The sequence below is a fragment of the Mesorhizobium sp. B1-1-5 genome (genome assembly GCF_006443065.1).
In the GTDB taxonomy this organism is placed as follows: Bacteria; Pseudomonadota; Alphaproteobacteria; order Rhizobiales; family Rhizobiaceae; genus Mesorhizobium.
The window spans coordinates 1-17,388 of the sequence record NZ_VFWS01000107.1 but is presented as its reverse complement, the minus strand read 5'-3'; the positions used below and the strand labels follow the sequence as shown (position 1 = coordinate 17,388).

General features: G+C 65.1%; 18 protein-coding genes and 1 pseudogene. 11 read left to right on the top strand and 8 right to left on the bottom strand.

The window, feature by feature from the left end:
- Positions 1-327: 327 nt before the first annotated feature.
- A complete protein-coding gene (locus FJ980_RS23915; protein ID WP_095766723.1) occupies positions 328-585 on the bottom strand; it encodes a hypothetical protein in 258 nt (85 codons plus the stop codon).
- Positions 586-706: 121 nt separating this feature from the next.
- Here FJ980_RS23915 and hemF point away from each other — a divergent pair, with 121 nt between their 5' ends.
- The 5 genes from hemF to FJ980_RS23890 all read left to right on the top strand — a co-directional run bounded on the left by hemF (position 707) and on the right by FJ980_RS23890 (position 4,428).
- Positions 707-1,621, top strand: a complete 915-nt coding sequence (gene hemF / locus FJ980_RS23910; RefSeq protein ID WP_140546197.1) for an oxygen-dependent coproporphyrinogen oxidase — start codon at positions 707-709, stop codon at positions 1,619-1,621.
- A gap of 257 nt (positions 1,622-1,878) precedes the next feature.
- Complete coding sequence (locus tag FJ980_RS23905) at positions 1,879-2,139, top strand: DUF1344 domain-containing protein (RefSeq protein ID WP_140546196.1); 261 nt, start codon at positions 1,879-1,881, stop codon at positions 2,137-2,139.
- Positions 2,140-2,307: 168 nt separating this feature from the next.
- On the top strand, positions 2,308-2,493 hold the full coding sequence (locus FJ980_RS23900; protein ID WP_140546195.1) for a DUF1059 domain-containing protein: 186 nt from the start codon (positions 2,308-2,310) through the stop codon (positions 2,491-2,493).
- 283 nt (positions 2,494-2,776) lie between these two features.
- Complete coding sequence (locus FJ980_RS23895; protein WP_140546194.1) at positions 2,777-3,358, top strand: hypothetical protein; 582 nt, start codon at positions 2,777-2,779, stop codon at positions 3,356-3,358.
- 86 nt (positions 3,359-3,444) lie between these two features.
- Positions 3,445-4,428 carry a S8/S53 family peptidase gene (locus FJ980_RS23890; protein ID WP_140546193.1) on the top strand — a complete coding sequence of 328 codons (984 nt, stop codon included), beginning with the start codon at positions 3,445-3,447 and terminating at the stop codon, positions 4,426-4,428.
- A gap of 24 nt (positions 4,429-4,452) precedes the next feature.
- Here the strand turns inward: FJ980_RS23890 and FJ980_RS23885 are convergent, their stop codons facing one another.
- The 3 genes from FJ980_RS23885 to FJ980_RS23875 are packed head-to-tail and all read right to left on the bottom strand — an operon-like array spanning position 4,453 to position 6,946.
- Positions 4,453-5,721: a CCA tRNA nucleotidyltransferase gene (locus tag FJ980_RS23885; RefSeq protein ID WP_140546192.1), complete on the bottom strand. Its 1,269-nt coding sequence runs from the start codon at positions 5,719-5,721 to the stop codon at positions 4,453-4,455.
- Complete coding sequence (locus FJ980_RS23880; protein ID WP_140546191.1) at positions 5,718-6,350, bottom strand: CoA pyrophosphatase; 633 nt, start codon at positions 6,348-6,350, stop codon at positions 5,718-5,720. The genes FJ980_RS23885 and FJ980_RS23880 overlap by 4 nt, the downstream gene beginning before the upstream one ends.
- Positions 6,350-6,946, bottom strand: coding sequence for a DUF1285 domain-containing protein (locus FJ980_RS23875; protein WP_140546198.1), 597 nt, complete (start codon positions 6,944-6,946; stop codon positions 6,350-6,352). The genes FJ980_RS23880 and FJ980_RS23875 overlap by 1 nt, the downstream gene beginning before the upstream one ends.
- Positions 6,947-7,178: 232 nt before the next feature.
- Here FJ980_RS23875 and FJ980_RS23870 point away from each other — a divergent pair, with 232 nt between their 5' ends.
- The 4 genes from FJ980_RS23870 to FJ980_RS23855 are packed head-to-tail and all read left to right on the top strand — an operon-like array spanning position 7,179 to position 14,007.
- Positions 7,179-8,183 (top strand): MoxR family ATPase, encoded by a 1,005-nt coding sequence (locus tag FJ980_RS23870; protein WP_140546190.1) that lies wholly within the window; start codon positions 7,179-7,181, stop codon positions 8,181-8,183.
- Entirely contained in the window at positions 8,183-9,097 is a 915-nt protein-coding gene (locus FJ980_RS23865; protein ID WP_140546189.1) for a DUF58 domain-containing protein, read from the top strand. The genes FJ980_RS23870 and FJ980_RS23865 overlap by 1 nt, the downstream gene beginning before the upstream one ends.
- Positions 9,094-11,916 (top strand): DUF4159 domain-containing protein, encoded by a 2,823-nt coding sequence (locus FJ980_RS23860; protein ID WP_140546188.1) that lies wholly within the window; start codon positions 9,094-9,096, stop codon positions 11,914-11,916. Before FJ980_RS23865 ends, FJ980_RS23860 begins: the two co-directional genes overlap by 4 nt.
- Positions 11,917-11,919: 3 nt before the next feature.
- Positions 11,920-14,007, top strand: a complete 2,088-nt coding sequence (locus tag FJ980_RS23855) for a hypothetical protein (RefSeq protein WP_140546187.1) — start codon at positions 11,920-11,922, stop codon at positions 14,005-14,007.
- Between the two features lie 170 nt (positions 14,008-14,177).
- Here FJ980_RS23855 and clpS read toward each other — a convergent pair whose 3' ends face one another.
- From clpS to FJ980_RS23835, 4 genes are all read right to left on the bottom strand, one after another.
- A complete protein-coding gene (gene clpS, locus FJ980_RS23850; RefSeq protein WP_140546186.1) occupies positions 14,178-14,483 on the bottom strand; it encodes an ATP-dependent Clp protease adapter ClpS in 306 nt (101 codons plus the stop codon).
- A 128-nt stretch (positions 14,484-14,611) separates the two neighbouring features.
- Complete coding sequence (locus tag FJ980_RS23845) at positions 14,612-14,956, bottom strand: hypothetical protein (protein ID WP_140546185.1); 345 nt, start codon at positions 14,954-14,956, stop codon at positions 14,612-14,614.
- Positions 14,957-15,100: 144 nt separating this feature from the next.
- Positions 15,101-15,379, bottom strand: coding sequence for a hypothetical protein (locus FJ980_RS23840; protein ID WP_140546184.1), 279 nt, complete (start codon positions 15,377-15,379; stop codon positions 15,101-15,103).
- A 36-nt stretch (positions 15,380-15,415) separates the two neighbouring features.
- Positions 15,416-15,721 (bottom strand): hypothetical protein, encoded by a 306-nt coding sequence (locus tag FJ980_RS23835; protein ID WP_140546183.1) that lies wholly within the window; start codon positions 15,719-15,721, stop codon positions 15,416-15,418.
- Positions 15,722-15,966: 245 nt separating this feature from the next.
- Between FJ980_RS23835 and FJ980_RS23830 the strand changes: the two genes are divergently transcribed.
- Together FJ980_RS23830 and FJ980_RS23825 are read left to right on the top strand one after the other, a co-directional pair.
- The gene (locus FJ980_RS23830) at positions 15,967-16,683 is read left to right on the top strand and encodes a response regulator transcription factor (protein WP_140546182.1); all 717 of its coding nucleotides are present in this window, start codon (positions 15,967-15,969) and stop codon (positions 16,681-16,683) included.
- Positions 16,680-17,388: pseudogene (locus tag FJ980_RS23825) on the top strand (osmolarity sensor protein EnvZ); the annotation flags it as partial. The gene FJ980_RS23830 and the pseudogene FJ980_RS23825, both read left to right, overlap by 4 nt.

The following is a 17,388-nucleotide window of genomic DNA, read 5'->3' as shown; positions in this document are numbered from 1 at the left end:
TGGCCAAGGAGGGGCCGGGGGCGAGACGGCTGGCGGTGCGCTGACAGTCTGTCGCCAAGGTGCATTGAGATTCAGGTCAGGCCGAGTCGAAAATGGTGGCTTCCGAGAACCGGCCTACGCCGGCCGTAGCCTTCATAGAGCGGAGACACTTATGAGGGCTTCGGCCGGCGAAGGCCGGAGCGGAGCGTGAAGTACGTGAGCACCGGCCTATGCCGACCGTAGCCTTAACCTAGCTGCCGCGCCACTCACAAGCGCTTCGGCCGGCGAAGGCCGGAAGCGCGGGAAGCCGCCGTTTGCAGGCCGGCCTCACCTGAATATCAATGCACCTCAATCCGCCGCCGGCAGCCGCCGCATGGTAAACTCGATCACGTCGCCCGGGCGCTCGAACCAGCTTTCGATCTCGGTCCAGTAGGCCTGTTTCGGAAAACGCTCGAACCACTCCTTGGCCTTCAGGCGCGCATCCGGGCGCGGCAGCACGAAGGTTTCGCGCAGGAAACCGTCGCGCGGCTGGTTTTCGCGCTCAGCCCGTGAGCGCTCCAGCCTCTTGCGTAAGCCATCCAGCGGCGGTCTTGCCGGGGTGCGCACGAACGAACTCCCTTGCACCTTGGTCAGACAGGACTTGACCCTTCCTCTCAAGAGATTAGGGATCGCGCCCTGAAAAGACGAGTCATTTGTCAGGCAAGCGCGCCTGCGACTGGAGACCGAATTGGAAAGACCTGACCTTCCCGTGGGCCTGCCGGCCGACATCGAGCAGAAGAAGATGAAGGCACGTCTGTGGTTCGAGGCCTTGCGCGAGCGCATCTGCGCCACTTTCGAGCAGATCGAGCAGGAACTCACCGGCCCGCAAGCGTCATGGTCGCCCGGCCATTTCGAGAAGACCCCCTGGGAGCGCGACGAGGGCCGCGGCGGCGGCGGCACCATGTCGATGATGCGCGGCCGCGTCTTCGAGAAGGTCGGCGTCCACACCTCGACCGTCCATGGCGAATTCTCGCCCGAGTTCAGGAAGCAGATTCCCGGCGCCGAGGAAGACCCGCGCTTCTGGGCGAGCGGCATCTCGCTGATAGCACATCCCTGGAACCCCAACGTGCCGGCCGTGCACATGAATACCCGCATGGTCGTCACCACGCGCCAGTGGTTCGGTGGCGGCGCCGATCTGACGCCGGTGCTCGACCGCCGCCGCACCCAGGACGATCCCGACACGATCGCCTTCCATCGCGCCATGCAGTTCGCCTGCGAGAAGAACGCCGCCGTCGCCGACTATCCCAAATTCAAATCCTGGTGCGACGAGTATTTCTTCCTGCCGCACCGCAACGAGCCGCGCGGCATCGGCGGCATCTTCTTCGACTGGCTGCATTCTGACGAGGACAGGGGCGGCTGGGACGCCGATCTCAATTTCGTCCAGGATGTCGGACGTTCTTTTCTCGTCGTCTATGCCCATCTGGTGCGGGGCAACTTCAACCGGAACTGGACTGACGGCGAGCGCGACGAACAGCTCATCCGGCGCGGCCGCTACGTCGAATTCAACTTGCTTCACGATCGCGGCACCATCTTCGGCCTGAAGACTGGCGGCAATGTCGCCTCGATCCTGTCCAGCCTGCCGCCCGAGGTAAAATGGCCGTAACGATCCGGTGAGCGCGGCGATGGCCGCATTGCTGTCCCATTCGCCGAATCTTGGCGCGCAATGTGGCGGGCCGGGTTTCTTTTTCGTCTAATATCGTTTTGAAAAAATTGAGCTATTTAAGGTCGTCGGGCCGGGAAGCGCCGGCGGCCGAAATGGAGATCACTTGTCTCCCGTCGGCCGCGACCCGACGCGACTTGACGGCCCTGAACGAGACGGGTGCCTCCCAAACGGTGCCCGCATTTCCAGGAGAGCCTGCCATGCGCAAGCTTATCGTGACGGCAGCGACCGCTGCCTTTCTCGCCTCCGGTGGCGCCGCGTTCGCTGCGGTCAAGCACACCACCGGTACGGTCAAGAGCTTTGACGGAACGGCCATGAGCCTTGTTCTGGACGACGGATCGACCTTCACCCTGTCCAAGGCCTTCAAGGATCCCGGCATCCAGGCCGGCGAGAAGGTTCGCGTCTCCTGGGATATGAGCGGCAAGAACAAGATTGCCGAGGCCGTCAAGATCATGAAGTGACGGCCTGCCCGTCAAAGGCAGATCGAGTTCTCAGGCGGCAAGGAAGGCGGGGCAGCACTGCTCCGCCTTCCTTTTTGAAGAGAAAAGCAGTTGGCCGCGGGCTTCGATGCAACCGAAACCGGTCGCATGTGTTATGGTTTTCCAGCAGAACGAGGAAAGGAAAGTCCCATGAAGGAATTCCAATGCGGGTCGCTTGTCCCCGGCTGTGACTGGCATACGCGTGCCGAAGAAGAAGCCGAGGTGATGCGCCGTGCCGTCGAGCACATGCGCGAGACGCATGGCGAAACCGTCATCCGCGAGACGATGATCGAGGCGATACGTTCCCGCATCCAGAAGACCCGCGACGCAGCCTGAGGGACTCCTCACCTTCGAACAGTCGACCGGCAGCGAAATCAGGATTGCTCAGGGCCTGAGCATGTTCCATCGCGAGTTGCGAACCAATTTGCCTGAGTCGATCCGGAAGGTCCGGACCGGCCCGGCATTTCAAACAGATACTTATATTCGAGTCGTCTCATTTAAGTTTGCGGTAACGGAATTCGTGCCACCGTCGGACAAATGATCCGGCTGCAGGGGCTGGCCGAGAAACTCGCCGCCACCCAAGGCGCTGACCGGATCGGTGGGGCGAGGTGTTTCGCGCATGCGCGAACGATCCGGCAAGAGGGGCATATCACGCGGGGCGGCGCTGCTGCTATGCGCATGTCTGGGCGCGACTCCCGCGACCGCCCAGGAAATGACGACCACCTCGCTGATCGGCATGCATCAGGGGTCGCCGCTGAGCGACCGTGCCAGAGGGCTCGGCGCCGGCGGTTATGAGCTGCAGAATGGAAGCTGGGTCTCGTTCAACCAATGGTACCACACGAACTGGGTGGACATGCATGTCGACCTGCTCACCCAGGTTACCGAAAACACCGGCATCCTTTGGGGGTTCGGGACCGGCGAACAAGGCAACAAATACAGTATCGGGCCCAGCCTGAAGCTCGGTTTCCTCACCCAGGCGCATCCGAATCCGAACAGCACCCTGTCCCTGTCCGTAACGTCGGTCATCGGCGGAAACCTCACCGAGAAATCTTGCTTGGCCGACTACGGGGATCTGGGCTCCTACAGCGTCAATTGCCGGCTCGCGGCCGGTGAGATGGCGCCGCAGGAAACCCTGAAATACCTGGTTAGCGCCAAGCCCGAGAGCATGCATCTGTGGCTGAATTATCGTCTCACTTTCTGATCGCCGGGAGGCCGCGAATGAAAAATCCATCTCGACCCGAAACGCGCGATCGCCCGTCCTGGTTCTTGTTTGGCTGGAGTTGGAACATGTCTGCTGGTCACCTGAAATTCGGCCTCGTTGCCGCCATCGCCATCCTTTCGGCGCCCGTTGCCTCGGCGCAGGAGGGCCTCGGCGCGGACGAGACGGCCGCGCTCTGCCATGGCGGCGGCTCCATCTGCGTGAGCGCAAGGATACCGGCCGTAAGGGCGACGACCCAAACGGTGCAGAACTGGATGAGCCGCGACGTCGGCGCCGCATGGGCCGCCGGCTACAAGGGCGCGGGCGTCACCATCACGATGGTCGACGACTTCAGCAGCACCTCGCGCTTTTCCGGCAATTTCGGGATCGGCGTGCAGACCCAGCGACACGGCGAATGGACGCGCGAGGAGGCAAGCATGATTGCTCCGGCCGCGACCATCCGCTCCAAGGATTTCTCGACGGGCACGGCCGTTTCGCTGGCGAGCGGCCGTAACGTGCTGAACCTGAGCTACGGCATGTACACGACCGCAGGCTACAGCGCGAACCAGATCTGGTGGGCTCCAGAGGAGTCCTCGATCATCTCCTACGCCACGAAAGGTTCGGCCATCGTCTCGAAGGCGGCCGGCAACGACGCGGTCGCCGTCGGCGGGGTCACTGGTGGCCAGCAGGACTATCTCGACCTTGCTTTGATCGGCAAACCGACCGCGATCTTCGTCGGCGCGCTGTCGACGAACGGAACCACAGCCAACAAGGCCCAGCTCGCCTGGTATTCCAATTATGCCGGCTCCAACCAGGCTGTGCAGAGCCACTTCCTGGTGGTCGGCGTCGAGGGTGACAAGACCGGGCTCTACGGAACGTCTTTCGCCGCGCCGATCATTTCCGGCTATGCTGCGATCATCGGCAGCAAGTTCACCAAGGCGACGCCCGTGCAGATCACGAACGACCTGCTCAACACGGCCCGCACCGACACGCTGGTCAATTACGACCCGTCCGTCTACGGCAAGGGCGAAGCAAGTCTCTCGCGCGCTCTCGCTCCTGTGGCCATACATTGACAGGCACCGGCCGTTCCGGCCCGTCTAGATCACTAGAGCCTGCGCGGCGCGCTCCATCAGCACGCCGCGTTCCAGGGTGAAGCCGGACCCGACCCATTCCTTCTCGAGGTTCTTCAGCGTGGCGCCGAGCTTCGGTCCCGGCGACGCGCCAAACGCGGTCAGGTCGGCGCCTTTTATCGGAAACACCGGCTTTTCCCATCTCAGCGTGAAATTGAGCAGGCGTAAAAACCCGCCGGCTTCCATCATTGCCTGATTGTCCTCGACTGCGCGCGTCCGCGCGGCGGCAAGCGCCAGCCGAATGCGGTCGACATAGCCGTTGCGATCGCCGTAATAGAGTTTCTTGGCCAGCTCGGTCTCGGTCACCTTGGCATCCGGCGCGATGGTCACCGCCCAATGCCGCAGGCGGCCGGCCTCGTCGTTCGACAATCGCAGCCGCTCGCCAAGCGTCTTCATGCGCACGGCATCGGGCGGGACGATCGCCTCCAGCCTCAGCACAGGATCGGCGGCCCAGCCGAGATCCTTTCCAGCCCTGACCAGGCCATGGATGGCGTCGATGCCCCATTTCTCGCTTTCCGGCAGCACGGCGGTGAGCACGCCGGCCTGGCGCATCCACAAGAGCGCGCGCGAGGGATCGGGAGCCGACAGCAGCTTCTTCAGCTCGGACCAGACGCGTTCGGCCGAAAGCCGGGCAAGCCCGTCCTTCAGCCTGGCACAGGCCTTCAGCCCTTCCGCGTCCGGCCGTCCGTCGCCATACCAGGCAAAGAAACGGAAAAAGCGCAGGATGCGCAGATAATCCTCGCGGATGCGCGCCTCCGCGTCGCCGATGAAACGCAGCCGCCGCGCCTTTATATCGGCGACACCGCCGACGAGATCGACGACCGTTCCGTCCGCTTCGGCGTAGAGCGCGTTGATGGTGAAATCGCGCCGTTCGGCGTCCGCTTTCCAGTCGCGCCCGAAGATCACCTTTGCCCGCCGGCCGTCGGTCTCGATATCGGCCCTGAGCGTCGTCACCTCATAAGGCTTGCCGCCGGCGATCACCGTGATCGTGCCATGCTCGATGCCTGTCGGCACCGTCTTGAAACCGGCCGCCTCGGCGCGCCGGACCGTTTCCTCGGGCACGGTGGTTGCGGCGATGTCGATGTCGGCGACCGGCTGGCCGATCAGCGCATTGCGCACCGCGCCGCCGGCGACACGCGCTTCCTCGCCGCCCTGCTTCAGCGCGGCAAGAAGCTTCTGCAGATGCTTGTCGGCCAGCCAATCGGCCCTGCCCGAGAGTGACGCCTCAGCGGTCAACCATAAAGCCTTTCATAGAGCGTGCGGATGATGCCGGCGGTGACGCCCCAGATACGCTGGCCGCCATAGGGCATCTCGTAGAAGAACCATTCGAGCTCGTTCCACATGCGGCTGTCGCGCGCATGGTTGGCCGGATCCATCAGGAAACTCAGGGGCACCTCGAAAGCCGCGTCGACCTCATCGGCATTGAGCGTCAGCGAAAAACCCTGGCGCACGATGGCAAGCACCGGCACGATGCGGTAGCCGCTGCCGGCGACGTAGTCGGGCATCCGGCCGATGATCTCGACGAAATCCCGTTCGAGGCCGATCTCCTCGAAGGTCTCGCGCAAAGCGGTTGCCTCGGGGCTTGCATCGGTCGCATCGATGGTGCCGCCTGGAAAGGCGACCTGGCCGGAATGGCTGCGCAGCTTCTCGGCGCGCTTGGTGAGCAGCACCATGGCGCCCTCGGCGCGGTCGACCACGGGAATCAGCACCGCCGCGTCGCGCAACGGCTTGAGGTGTTTGAGCCTGGGATGGCCGGGATTGAAGCGATGGTCGCCGAAATCGTCGCCGGGAACGATCGCTGCCTGCGCCGCGACGCGCGTCCGAAAATCCGCGACCGAAAATGCCGCCGGCGTCACCTGGTCCATCACGCGCTCAGCCGCTTCAGCTTCTCGGCCGGCATGATCGGATAGACCTCGCCGCCCGAGCGGATGGCGAACATCGCCTTGCCGCCGATGTCGATCTCCTCGCCATGTTCGACCAGTTCATACATCACCGGACGCGCCACCAGCGCTTCCAGTCGTCCGCGCACCAGCACATAGGGTTTCAGTCCGCCGGTTTCGTCCTCGTCGACGAAGCGCAGCGCATGGCCGGGGCCGGCGGCGACGACATCGCCGACATTCGTGCGGAAGGTGACGACCTGATCTTTCCCGCTCCCGGACACGTTCATTTCGACGGCGATGAAGGGCGCGTCGACGACGCGGATCCCGACCCGCTCGACCGGCGTCACCAGATAGGTCTTGCCGTCGGCATCCTTGCGCAACACGCTGGAAAAGAGCTGCACCAGCGGCATGCGGCCGATCGGCGTGCCGAGATAGAACCAGGTCCCGTCGGCCTTGATCTCCATGTCGAGGTCGCCGCAGAACTCCGGATTCCAGCGCTCGACCGGCGCCGGCCCCTTGCCGGCCCGGGCCGCGCGGGAGATCAGCGCCTCCAGGCCGCGCGCCTCTGTGGCGCCGATCATACTCTGTTTGCTCAAGCTGTGCTCGCCAGCGCTCTGTTCGTCGGGCGTTTGTTCACGATGTTCGCTGCGTTCGGCCATGGTCACGAAATAGTCACTGTTGTCCCGATTGTCAGCCTTGTCCGCCCGAGTCTGTGATTTAAGTTCAATTACAGGCGCCAGGTGAGGCCGAATCGCGGCATTCTGCGGCATCGAGAGTGCAGGCCGGCATTTCCAACCACAAGGATCGAACGGCATGAGCGTGATGATCAAGGAAAGCCCGATCAGCGAAAAAGCGATGATCGAGGAAGCCGAAAAGGCGCTGGCCGATATCTCCAGGATCCGCGACGCGGTCGGCAGGGTGATCTTCGGCCAGGAGGCGGTCGTCGAGCGCACGCTGGTGGCGCTGCTGGCCGGCGGTCATGCGCTGCTGGTCGGCGTGCCGGGCCTCGCCAAGACCAAGCTGGTCGAGACACTGGGTATCGTGCTTGGCCTCGATTCGCGCCGCGTCCAGTTCACGCCCGACCTGATGCCTTCGGACATCCTCGGCTCCGAGGTGATGGAGCAGGACGAGTTCGGCAAGCGGTCCTTCCGCTTCATTTCCGGGCCGATCTTCACGCAATTGCTGATGGCCGACGAGATCAACCGCGCTTCGCCGCGCACGCAATCGGCGCTGCTGCAGGCGATGCAGGAATATCACGTCACCATCGCCGGCGCCCGCCACGACCTGCCGGCGCCCTTCCACGTGCTTGCGACGCAGAACCCGCTGGAACAGGAAGGCACCTATCCGCTCCCCGAGGCTCAGCTCGACCGTTTCCTGATGCAGGTCGACATCCTCTATCCGGAGATCGAGGCGGAACGCCGCATCCTGCTGGAAACCACCGGCGTCGACGAAGCCAAGGCCGACAATGTGCTGCAGTCGGCACGGCTGAGGGAAATCCAGACGCTGATCCGCCGCATGCCGGTGCCGGAAAGCGTCGTCGAGGCGATCCTCAAGCTGGTGCGCTCGGCCCGGCCCGGCCAGGGCAATGCCGAGACCGACAAGCACGTCGCCTGGGGGCCGGGCCCCCGCGCCAGCCAGGCGCTGACCCTGTGCGCCCGCGCCCGCGCCCTATATGATGGCAGGTTGGCGCCTTCGGTCGACGACGTTCGCGCCTTGGCCGAACCGGTGCTGCAGCATCGCATGGCGCTGACTTTCGCCGCCCGCGCCGAAGGCACTTCCGTGCGCGACGTGGTGGCGAAGCTGGCAAAAGGCATCTGATGGGTCGAATAGGCGAGGTCCAGGCACCGGTTGCGACGCGCGACGCGCTCGCCCGCGGCCGGTTGCGGGCTTCATTGGTGCCGGACCTGCTGGTCGAGGCGCGCCGTATCGTCAACACGGTGATCGCCGGCTGGCATGGCCGCCGCAAGCGCGGCATCGGCGAGAATTTCTGGCAGTTCCGGCCCTATGTCGAAGGCGATTCCTCGCGCATCGACTGGCGCCGCTCCGCCAGGGACGACCACACCTATGTGCGCGACCGCGAATGGGAAGCCGCGCACACCGTCTGGCTCTGGGCCGACCCCTCGCCTTCCATGCTCTACAAATCCGCCGCGGCAAGCGTCTCCAAGCAATCGCGCGCGCTGGTGCTGGCGCTCGCCCTGGCCGAGCTCTTGTCGCGCAGCGGCGAGCGCATCGCCTGGCCGGGCCTGACGGACCCGTTCACCGCCCGCAATGGCGCCGAACGCATCGCCGCCCAGCTCGGCCACTCCGCCGCGCTTCCCGCCAAGCCGGATCTGTCGGCCATCCGCCGCTTCTGCGACATCGTGCTGGTCAGCGATTTCCTCGATCCGGTCGAGGAAACGATGGCATGGCTCGACGTGCTCGCCCGCCACGGCGTGCGCGCGCATCTGATCGAGGTGGCCGATCCGGCCGAGGAAACCTTCCCCTATGCCGGCCGCACCGAGTTCACTGATCCCGAGACCGGCGACAAGCTGACCGCCGGCCGCGCCGAGATGCTGACCGAGGAATACCGCCTGCTTTACAAGGCCCGCCGCGACGAACTGGCCGCCTGGTGCAAGCGTCTCGGCTGGAGCTACACCGTCAACCACACCGACCGCCTCGCCTCCGAGGCGCTGGTACGCGTCCACATGGCGATGACCGCCGACGGCACCAATTTCGGAAGGTCGGTCGCATGAGCTGGCTGCCGCTTTCCTTCGGGGCGCCCATGGTGCTGTGGGGCCTTCTGGCCCTGCCGGTGATCTGGTGGCTGCTGCGCCTCACCCCGCGCAGGCCGCAGACGGAGGTCTTCCCGCCGCTGAGAATCCTCGCTCGGGTCTTGAGGCGCGAAGAAACCCCGCAGCAAAGCCCATGGTGGCTGACGCTGCTTCGCTTGCTGATGGCGGCGCTCATCGTGATGGCGCTGGCCGAGCCGGTCTTCAATCCGCGCGAAAAACTGCCGGCGGAAGGCGCCGCCCTGGCGCTTGTCGTCGACAATGGCTGGGCGAGCGCCGCCGACTGGAACAAGCGCGTGGCCACCGCCGAGCGGCTGATCGCAGATGCCGGCTCGAACGGCGTGCCGGTCGTCATCGCCTTCACCGCCGAGAAGCCCAACACCGAGATCGGTCCTTTCGACGCCTCGGCCGCGCTCGATCACCTGCGCGCCGCCAAGCCGCGGCCAATTCCCACCGACAGGCCCGCCGTCTACGCCCGCGTCGCCTCCGCGTTGGAGCGTCTGCCGGGCGCCAGCGTTGCCGTGCTCGCCGATGGGCTTGCCGCCAAAGGCGACGAGGCCGCTTTCAGGACGCTGCTCGAAAACAACGCAAAACGGCTGGTCTGGGCCACGTCCGACCGGCCTTCCGTGACCGGCCTGATCGGCGCCGACAACCAGGTCGATGGTTTTGCTTTGACCGCCATTCGCGCGCCGGGCAATCCGGCGCCGGCGCAGGTCACCGCTGGCGCCTTCGACGACAAGGGCCGCCGCATCGCCGATGCGACGCTGACCTTCGCGCCGGGCGAAGCCACTGCCACGGGAACAATGGCGGTCCCGTTCGAGCTGCGCAACGATTTCGCTTCGATCGCGCTGGACGGCGAGCACCAGGCCGGCGCCGTGCGCGTGCTGGACGAGAGCTCGAAACGCCGCCGCGTCGGCCTTCTGTCGCAGGCCGAGGCCGACCAGGCGCAGCCGCTTCTGTCGCCGCTCTATTACATCCGCCGCGCCCTGCAGCCCTTTGCCGACCTAGTCGAGCCGTCGAGCGCCGATCTCGCCGACGCCATTCCGCAGCTTCTCGACCAGAAGCCGGCGATGATCATCATGGCCGACGTCGGCACCATCCCGGCGCAGGTCAAGCAGCGGCTGGTCGACTGGGTCGACAAGGGCGGCACGCTGGTCCGTTTTGCCGGTCCCCGCCTTGCGGCGGCCGGCAATGACGACGACCTTTTGCCGGTCAGGCTGCGCAGCGGCGAGCGCGCGCTGGGCGGCGCGCTGTCGTGGACGACGCCGCAGGCAGTGACCGAATTCCCGAAGAGCGGTCCCTTTGCCGATCTTTCCCCGCCCTCCGAGGTGACGGTCAGCCGGCAGGTCCTGGCCGAGCCGACGCCCGACATCGTCGAGCGTACCTGGGCCACGCTTGCCGACGGCACGCCGTTAGTGACGGGCATGAAGAAGGACAAGGGCACGCTGGTGCTCTTCCATGTCACGCCCGAGGCGACCTGGTCGAACCTGCCGATCTCCGGCAGCTTCGTCGAGATGCTGCGGCGTGTCGTGCAATTGTCGCGCAACCAGGGCGCCGCGATCGCCAATGCCGAGGCCACCGCCGCGTCGCTCGCCCCCTATCGCATGATCGGTGCCGACGGCACGCTGACGCCGCCCTCGCCGGATGCGCGGCCGCTGGTGCCCGGCGCCGGTCCGCTGCCGGTGACGCTGGAAAACCCGCCGGGCCTTTACGGCTCGGAGACCGGCGTGTTCGCTCATAATCTTCTCGATGCTTCGAGCACATTCGCGCCGCTGGCGCGCCCGCAGGTTTCGCTGCCGGTGACTGCTATCCCCTACGCCTTCGACGAATCGGAGAATCTCAAGGGGCCATTGGTCGCCATCGCGCTCCTGTTGATGGTGCTCGACACCTTGGCCGTGTTCTGGATGGGCGGCCTGCTGACGCGCCGGCCGCGCCGCGCAGGCACGGCGGCGACCGCCGCGGCGGTCCTAGTCGTGCTGGGCGGCCTCTTCGGCCATGCCGATCTTGCCCGCGCCGACGATTCCAAGCCCGGCGACACCCAGGCGATCGAGGATATTTCGAAAACCCGCATCGCCTATGTGATCACCGGCGAGCCCGGCGTCGATTCGATCAGCCGCGCCGGCCTCGAGGGCCTCACCCGTTTCCTGATCGAGAAGACCGCGCTTGAGCCCGGCCCGCCGGCCGGCGTCGACATCGCCAAGGACGAGCTGTCCTTCTTCCCGCTGATCTATTGGCCGATCGATGCGACGGCGCCTATGCCCAGCCAGGCGGCGATCGCCCGCATCGACGCCTATATGCAGCAGGGCGGCACGGTTCTGTTCGATACGCGCGACCAGTTTTCGAACGGCATCGGCGCCGGCTCGGCAAGCCCGGCGACCGAGCGGCTGCGCGACATCCTGGGTAATCTCAACGTGCCGCCGCTGGAGCCGGTGCCGTCGGACCACGTGCTGACCAAATCCTTCTTCATCCTTCCGGAATTCCCAGGCCGCTTCAACGGCAGCCCGCTCTGGGTCGAGGCCTCGCTCGACGCCAGCAACACCGAGAACCGCCCCGTGCGCACCGGCGACGGCGTCTCGCCGATCATGATCACCGCCAATGATTTCGCCGGCGCCTGGGCCATCGACGAGAACGGCGATCCGATGCTGCCGACCGTGCCGCCGGATCCGATGCAGCGCATCTACGCGCTGCGCGCCGGCGTCAACATCATGATGTATATGCTGACCGGCAACTACAAGTCCGATCAGGTGCATGTGCCCGTGCTGCTCGAACGTCTGGGGCAGTAGCGCATGAACTGGTCGCTCTCCTTCGAACCGCTTCTCTCCTGGCCGCTCTTCGGCCTGCTCTTCGTGCCGCTGCTTTTGCTGGCGCTTGTCGGCCTGTGGTTCCGCCAACGCGGCTCGGCGCTTCGCTTCATCGCGCTGCTCGCGCTCGCCGCTTCATTGCTCAATCCTGTTTTCCTCGCCGAGGAGCGCGAGGCGCTGAAGAGCGTCGTCGCCCTCGTCGTCGACCGCAGCCAGAGCCAGGACATCGGCGACCGCACCAAGCAGACCGACGAAGCGCTGGCCGGCCTGCAGCAGCGTCTTGCCCGCTTCAAGCAGTTCGATGTCCGCGTCGTCGAGGCCGGCAAGTCCGAAGCCGCCGACGAGCGCACCGAGACCAGGCTGTTCAGCGCGCTGGAGGGCGCCTTCCGTGACGTGCCGCCGTCGCGCATCGGCGGCGCGATCATGATCACCGATGGCGAGGTGCATGATGCGCCGGCCGGCGCGCCGGAGTTCAACGCGCCGCTGCATGCGCTGATCACCGGCAACGAGCATGAGAAGGACCGCCGCATCCGCTTCGAGAACGCGCCGCGCTTCGGTCTCGTCGGCAAGCCGCTCGACATGACCTACCGCGTCATCTCGACGGAAGGCGATGGTGCTCCGGTGGACGTGCGCGTCTCGGTCAATGGCGAGCAGGTCTCGGTCGAGCACGCGACCGTCGGCCAGCCAATGAAGCTCTCGGTCACCATACCCAATGCCGGCCGCAACATCGTCCAGCTCGGCATCGACCGGGAGCCCGGCGAACTGACCGACGCCAACAACCGGGCGATTGCCCTGGTCGACGGCATCCGCGAAAACCTGCGCGTGCTCCTGGTTTCCGGCGAACCGCATGCCGGCGAGCGCACCTGGCGCAACCTTTTGAAGTCGGACGCGTCGGTCGATCTCGTCCACTTCACCATTCTGCGCCCGCCGGAAAAACAGGACGGCACGCCGATCAACGAGCTGTCACTGATCGCTTTCCCGACGCGCGAGCTGTTCGTCGAGAAGATCAAGGATTTCGATCTGATCATCTTCGACCGCTACCAGCACCGCGACGTGCTGCCGATCCTCTATTACGACTACATCTCCGAATATGTCGAAAAGGGCGGCGCGCTGCTGATTGCCGCCGGCCCCGAATATGCCGGCGAGAACTCCATTGCCCGCACGCCGCTCAATGCCGCGCTGCCGGCCATGCCGACCGGCGAGGTGGTGGACAAGGCCTTCTATCCGCGCTTGACCGATCTCGGCCAGCGCCATCCGGTGACGCGCGGGCTCGACGGCTCGGCAAGCGAGCCGCCGCATTGGAGTCGCTGGTTCCGCACCATCGGCGTCAAGAACCCGGAAGGCGAAGTGGTGATGAAAGGCGCCGACGATCGGCCCCTGCTCCTGCTCGATCGCAAGGGCGAAGGCCGTGTCGGCATGCTCCTGTCCGATCAGGGCTGGCTGTGGGCCCGCGGCTTCGAGGGCGGCGGGCCGCATGTCCAGCTTTATCGCCGCATCGCCCACTGGCTGATGAAGGAGCCGGAACTGGAAGAAGAACGGCTAACCGCCGACGGCCGCGGCATGATGCTTGAAATCCGCCGCCAGACGATGAGCGACGATCCCGGTCCCGCCCAGGTCATCACGCCGTCCGGCAAGGCGGTGACGGTGAAGCTCGAGAAAGCCGAACCCGGCATTTTCACCGGCAGCCTGCAGACCGGCGAGATCGGCCTTTACCAGATCGGCAATGGCGACCTTACCGCGCTTGCCCATGTCGGCCCGATCAACGCGCCGGAATTTTCCGACGTGATCTCGACCGAGGATCGGCTGAAGGCGCCCGCCGAGGCGACCGGCGGCAGCGTTCGGCGGCTGGCTCCGTCGTCGACGCTCGGCAATCTCGCCGGCGGCTTGACACTGCCGTCGATCGTTCCCGTCCGCTCTTCAGCGGCCGCATCGGGCGACGACTGGATCGGCCTGCGCACCACCGACGACAGCACGCTCAAGGCCGTGTCGCGCGTGCCGCTGTTCGGCGGCTTCCTCGGCCTCGGCCTGCTGCTGCTCGCCATCGGCTCGATGTGGTATCGCGAAGGGCGGTGACGCCACCTTCTTCCTTCTCCCCTTGTGGGAGAAGGTGGATCGGCGCGCAGCGCCGAGACGGATGAGGGGTGTTCCAGCGGAGTGAGGCGTCAGCGTTCCCTGGAGCACCCCTCATCCGGCCGCTTCGCGGCCACCTTCTCCCACAAGGGGAGAAGGGAAGCGCTCCGCCCCTACTCTTCCGGTTCTGTGGTGAACAGCAGCGGATAGCCCTTGGCCTTGCCGGCGTCGGTCGCCCGCGTCGCCTTGGTCTCGGCGATATCGCGCGTAAACACCGCGACGACGCACACGCCGCGCGTATGCGCGGTGATCATGACGCGATGCGCCTGATCCTCGCTGAGCTTGAATTCGCCCTTGAGCACCGTCACCACGAACTCGCGCGGCGTGAAATCGTCATTGACAAGGATGACCTTGTAGAGCTTCGGCCGCTCGGTTTTCGGCTGTGTCTTAGTGCGGGGTTTGAGGACGGTTTCGGGCATCGGATCCACCAGCGAGAACTGGGCTCTCTCGCTCTCATTCTGTCACGCAGCAAATATACGTCCAATTCCACGCGCGGGTAATGCCGGCCTGGACCATCAGCCCTATGTGGGGAATCACTGCCGAAGGGTCAACGGCCCTGGCGCCCGACCTGGCGGCGCAACGCGGTGCCCGATCTGCCGGAACCTGCACTGCCATCCATGTCGGAGCCGCGTTCGACGAAGGCGAAGAACATCCAGCCGACAAGGCCGATCACGGTCGAGCCGGTCAGCAGGATCAGGACCCAGGACTGCGCCGGCGTGATGTAGTCGAAGCTTGAGGAGATCAGCGGAGCGAACAGCTCGGGCTCGGTCCTGCCGCTGGCGGGATCCGGCACGGGGCTTGCGGTAAAGATGATCAACGATCGTGCCGCCGCGGTGGCGATCAGGCCGCCGAGGGTCAGCGAACGCATCAGCGACGAAAACCGCTTCTTCATGCGGATTGTCCTACAGCACCGGCATTGCAATCAGGTTAAGGATAGACTGAATGCGGTGGAAACCTGCCGGTTTCGGGGTCCCGCCGAAGCCGCCCCTGCCGAAATCGACTGGAGCGGCTTCATCTAGTGGCGCCGAGCGCTGGATCAGGGCTTCTTGGCAGCCGGCTTCGCAGCAGCAGCGGGCTTCGCAGCCGACGCCTTCTTCTTGACCGGGCACTTGTGCGTCTTGGTCACTTTGCAGGCCTTCTTGGCAGCGGCTTTCTTCATCGGCTTCGCAGCCATGCTGTCCGCCGGAGCAGGCGTCGTGGTCGCGGTCGAAGCAGCCGGAGCAGCGGTCGTCGTGGCGGCCGCGTTGCCGAGCGCCGGCATCGCGAAGGCGAGAGCAACACCGAGGCCGAGGGCGGAGAGGATGGACTTCTTCATGGCTTCATTTCCTTTTCTTGCGGGTCTGGATGAGTGTCACTGAACGGGATCGATCGGTGCCACTCCAAGCAGCTTCAAAGCATTTGCGAGCATCCGGATCCCCTGTGCCTGTTTCTTGTTGGCGCAGAACCGGTTTCCCTTTCTTTGCAGTGCCTTCGCCGCGGTGACCTGCGTTGCCGCGGCATGCGTTTCGAGAGCTTCGTCAACCTGACGGCTCAGATTGGTGCAGCGCTCGGTCCGGGTGAGCGGGGCGGCGACCTTTGCAGTGGAGGCGCCGTCTGCGGCTGTGATGAGCGATATGCTGAGCAAAGCACCCATCACGCTGATCCAGAACCTCTGCATTGGTCTTGTCCGTTACTCCGGAAACTTGCGTCGCAGCCGATGATCTGACCGCCACGGCATCGGTTATGCCCTTGAAATTTTTCACCAGTTTTTCTCGATTGTAGAATTTTGTTTCTGGATTGTTTCTGGGAACCCAGCCGGCACGGCAATCGCGGCCACTGGCCAAGATGTGGCCCGAATTCTATCGTGTGGGTTGCCTCGAACGGATATCCAGCAAGAGCCGGCAAAAGAATGATAGGTTTCGAGTGAAATCCGATGCGCACATACTGATCGTCGACGACGACAAGGGCATACGCGACCTGCTGCAGGAGTTCTTCCAGAAGCGAGGGCTGCACACGACGGTGGCCGGCGACGGTACCGAGATGGAAGCGGTCCTGCGCCGCACGCCGGTCGACCTGATCGTTCTCGACGTGATGTTGCCCGGCAAAAGCGGACTTGAGCTTTGCCGCGAGATCCGCGCCAACTATACTACGCCGATCATCATGCTGACCGCGGTCACCGAAACGACCGACCGCGTGGTGGGCCTGGAAATGGGCGCCGACGACTACGTGCCCAAGCCCTTCGATCCGCGCGAGCTGTTGGCCCGCATCCGCGCCGTGCTGAGACGCAACGGCAGCGCCGAGCCGCGTCGGCCCGCCGCCAGGCAGGTCTACCGCTTTGCCGGCTGGACCATGGATTGCGCGCGCCGCCGCCTGACGGCGCCCGACGACGTCCGGGTTGAGCTGACGATGGCGGAGTTCAACCTGCTGCAGACCTTCGTCAGGAGCGCGCAGCGCGTGCTTACCCGTGAGCAGCTGATCGAGCTGTCCGGCGGCGACACCGGCTATAGCTTCGACCGCAGCGTCGACATTCTGGTGAGCCGCCTCCGCCGCAAGATGGAAGACGATCCGAAAACGCCGAAACTGATCCTGACCGTGCGCAGCGGCGGCTATCAGTTCCTGCCCGAGACGACATCCGAATGAGACGCTTTCTGCCGCAGACCCTGCCAGTCTGGGTGCTGCTCATCGTCATTGCCGGTCTCATGCTCAGCCAGGTGACGACGCTTTACATCGTCGCGCGGGATCGGGCCGCCGCCAATAGCGTCGTCGATCTCTACCGGTTGAACGACCGCGCCTATTCGCTGGTGCAGCTGATGCATGACGCCACGCCCGAAGAGCGCAAGGCGACCGCCTCCGGCCTGTTCAACTCGACCTATGCGCTGACGGTTTCGGACACGCCCGCCGTCACCTCTTCGATCGCCGGCGACGACCAGCTTGCCGAGTTGGAGGACATCTTGGTCGGCCGCCTGTCGAAGTTCGGCATCACCGATGCGCGCGTGCGCCGCGATCCGGCCACCCAGGAGGCCGATGTCCCGGACGGGCAGGCGGTGAACAAGGATGTCGGCCAGGTCGAGCGCGACCTGCTGGTCCTGGCCGCGGATTTCGCGCAAAGCGACAAGCTGACCGCCTCGCTGCGCTTTTCCGACGGGCAGTGGCTGAATTTCACCGAACCGATCACGCCGGCGGGACCGATTCTGAGCCTCGACAGCCTGCCGCTTTACTCGCTGATCGCCGGTTTGATCGTCATCATGTCGATCTGGTCGCTGCGCCGGCTGACCGCGCCCTACCGGATGATGGAAACGGCGGTGACCCGCATCGGCAATGACCTGAAAAGCCCGCCGATCGCCG

Excerpts from the sequence above, each read along its gene's own strand:
- FJ980_RS23905 (WP_140546196.1), top strand. The coding sequence starts at position 1,879 with ATGCGCAAGCTTATCGTGACGGCAGCGACCGCTGCCTTTCTCGCCTCC.
- FJ980_RS23900 (WP_140546195.1), top strand. The coding sequence starts at position 2,308 with ATGAAGGAATTCCAATGCGGGTCGCTTGTCCCCGGCTGTGACTGGCAT.
- FJ980_RS23895 (WP_140546194.1), top strand. The coding sequence starts at position 2,777 with ATGCGCGAACGATCCGGCAAGAGGGGCATATCACGCGGGGCGGCGCTG.
- FJ980_RS23890 (WP_140546193.1), top strand. The coding sequence starts at position 3,445 with ATGTCTGCTGGTCACCTGAAATTCGGCCTCGTTGCCGCCATCGCCATC.
- FJ980_RS23880 (WP_140546191.1), bottom strand. The coding sequence starts at position 6,350 with ATGGACCAGGTGACGCCGGCGGCATTTTCGGTCGCGGATTTTCGGACG.
- FJ980_RS23875 (WP_140546198.1), bottom strand. The coding sequence starts at position 6,946 with ATGATCGGCGCCACAGAGGCGCGCGGCCTGGAGGCGCTGATCTCCCGC.
- FJ980_RS23870 (WP_140546190.1), top strand. The coding sequence starts at position 7,179 with ATGAGCGTGATGATCAAGGAAAGCCCGATCAGCGAAAAAGCGATGATC.
- FJ980_RS23865 (WP_140546189.1), top strand. The coding sequence starts at position 8,183 with ATGGGTCGAATAGGCGAGGTCCAGGCACCGGTTGCGACGCGCGACGCG.
- FJ980_RS23860 (WP_140546188.1), top strand. The coding sequence starts at position 9,094 with ATGAGCTGGCTGCCGCTTTCCTTCGGGGCGCCCATGGTGCTGTGGGGC.
- FJ980_RS23855 (WP_140546187.1), top strand. The coding sequence starts at position 11,920 with ATGAACTGGTCGCTCTCCTTCGAACCGCTTCTCTCCTGGCCGCTCTTC.
- clpS (WP_140546186.1), bottom strand. The coding sequence starts at position 14,483 with ATGCCCGAAACCGTCCTCAAACCCCGCACTAAGACACAGCCGAAAACC.
- FJ980_RS23845 (WP_140546185.1), bottom strand. The coding sequence starts at position 14,956 with ATGAAGAAGCGGTTTTCGTCGCTGATGCGTTCGCTGACCCTCGGCGGC.
- FJ980_RS23840 (WP_140546184.1), bottom strand. The coding sequence starts at position 15,379 with ATGAAGAAGTCCATCCTCTCCGCCCTCGGCCTCGGTGTTGCTCTCGCC.
- FJ980_RS23835 (WP_140546183.1), bottom strand. The coding sequence starts at position 15,721 with ATGCAGAGGTTCTGGATCAGCGTGATGGGTGCTTTGCTCAGCATATCG.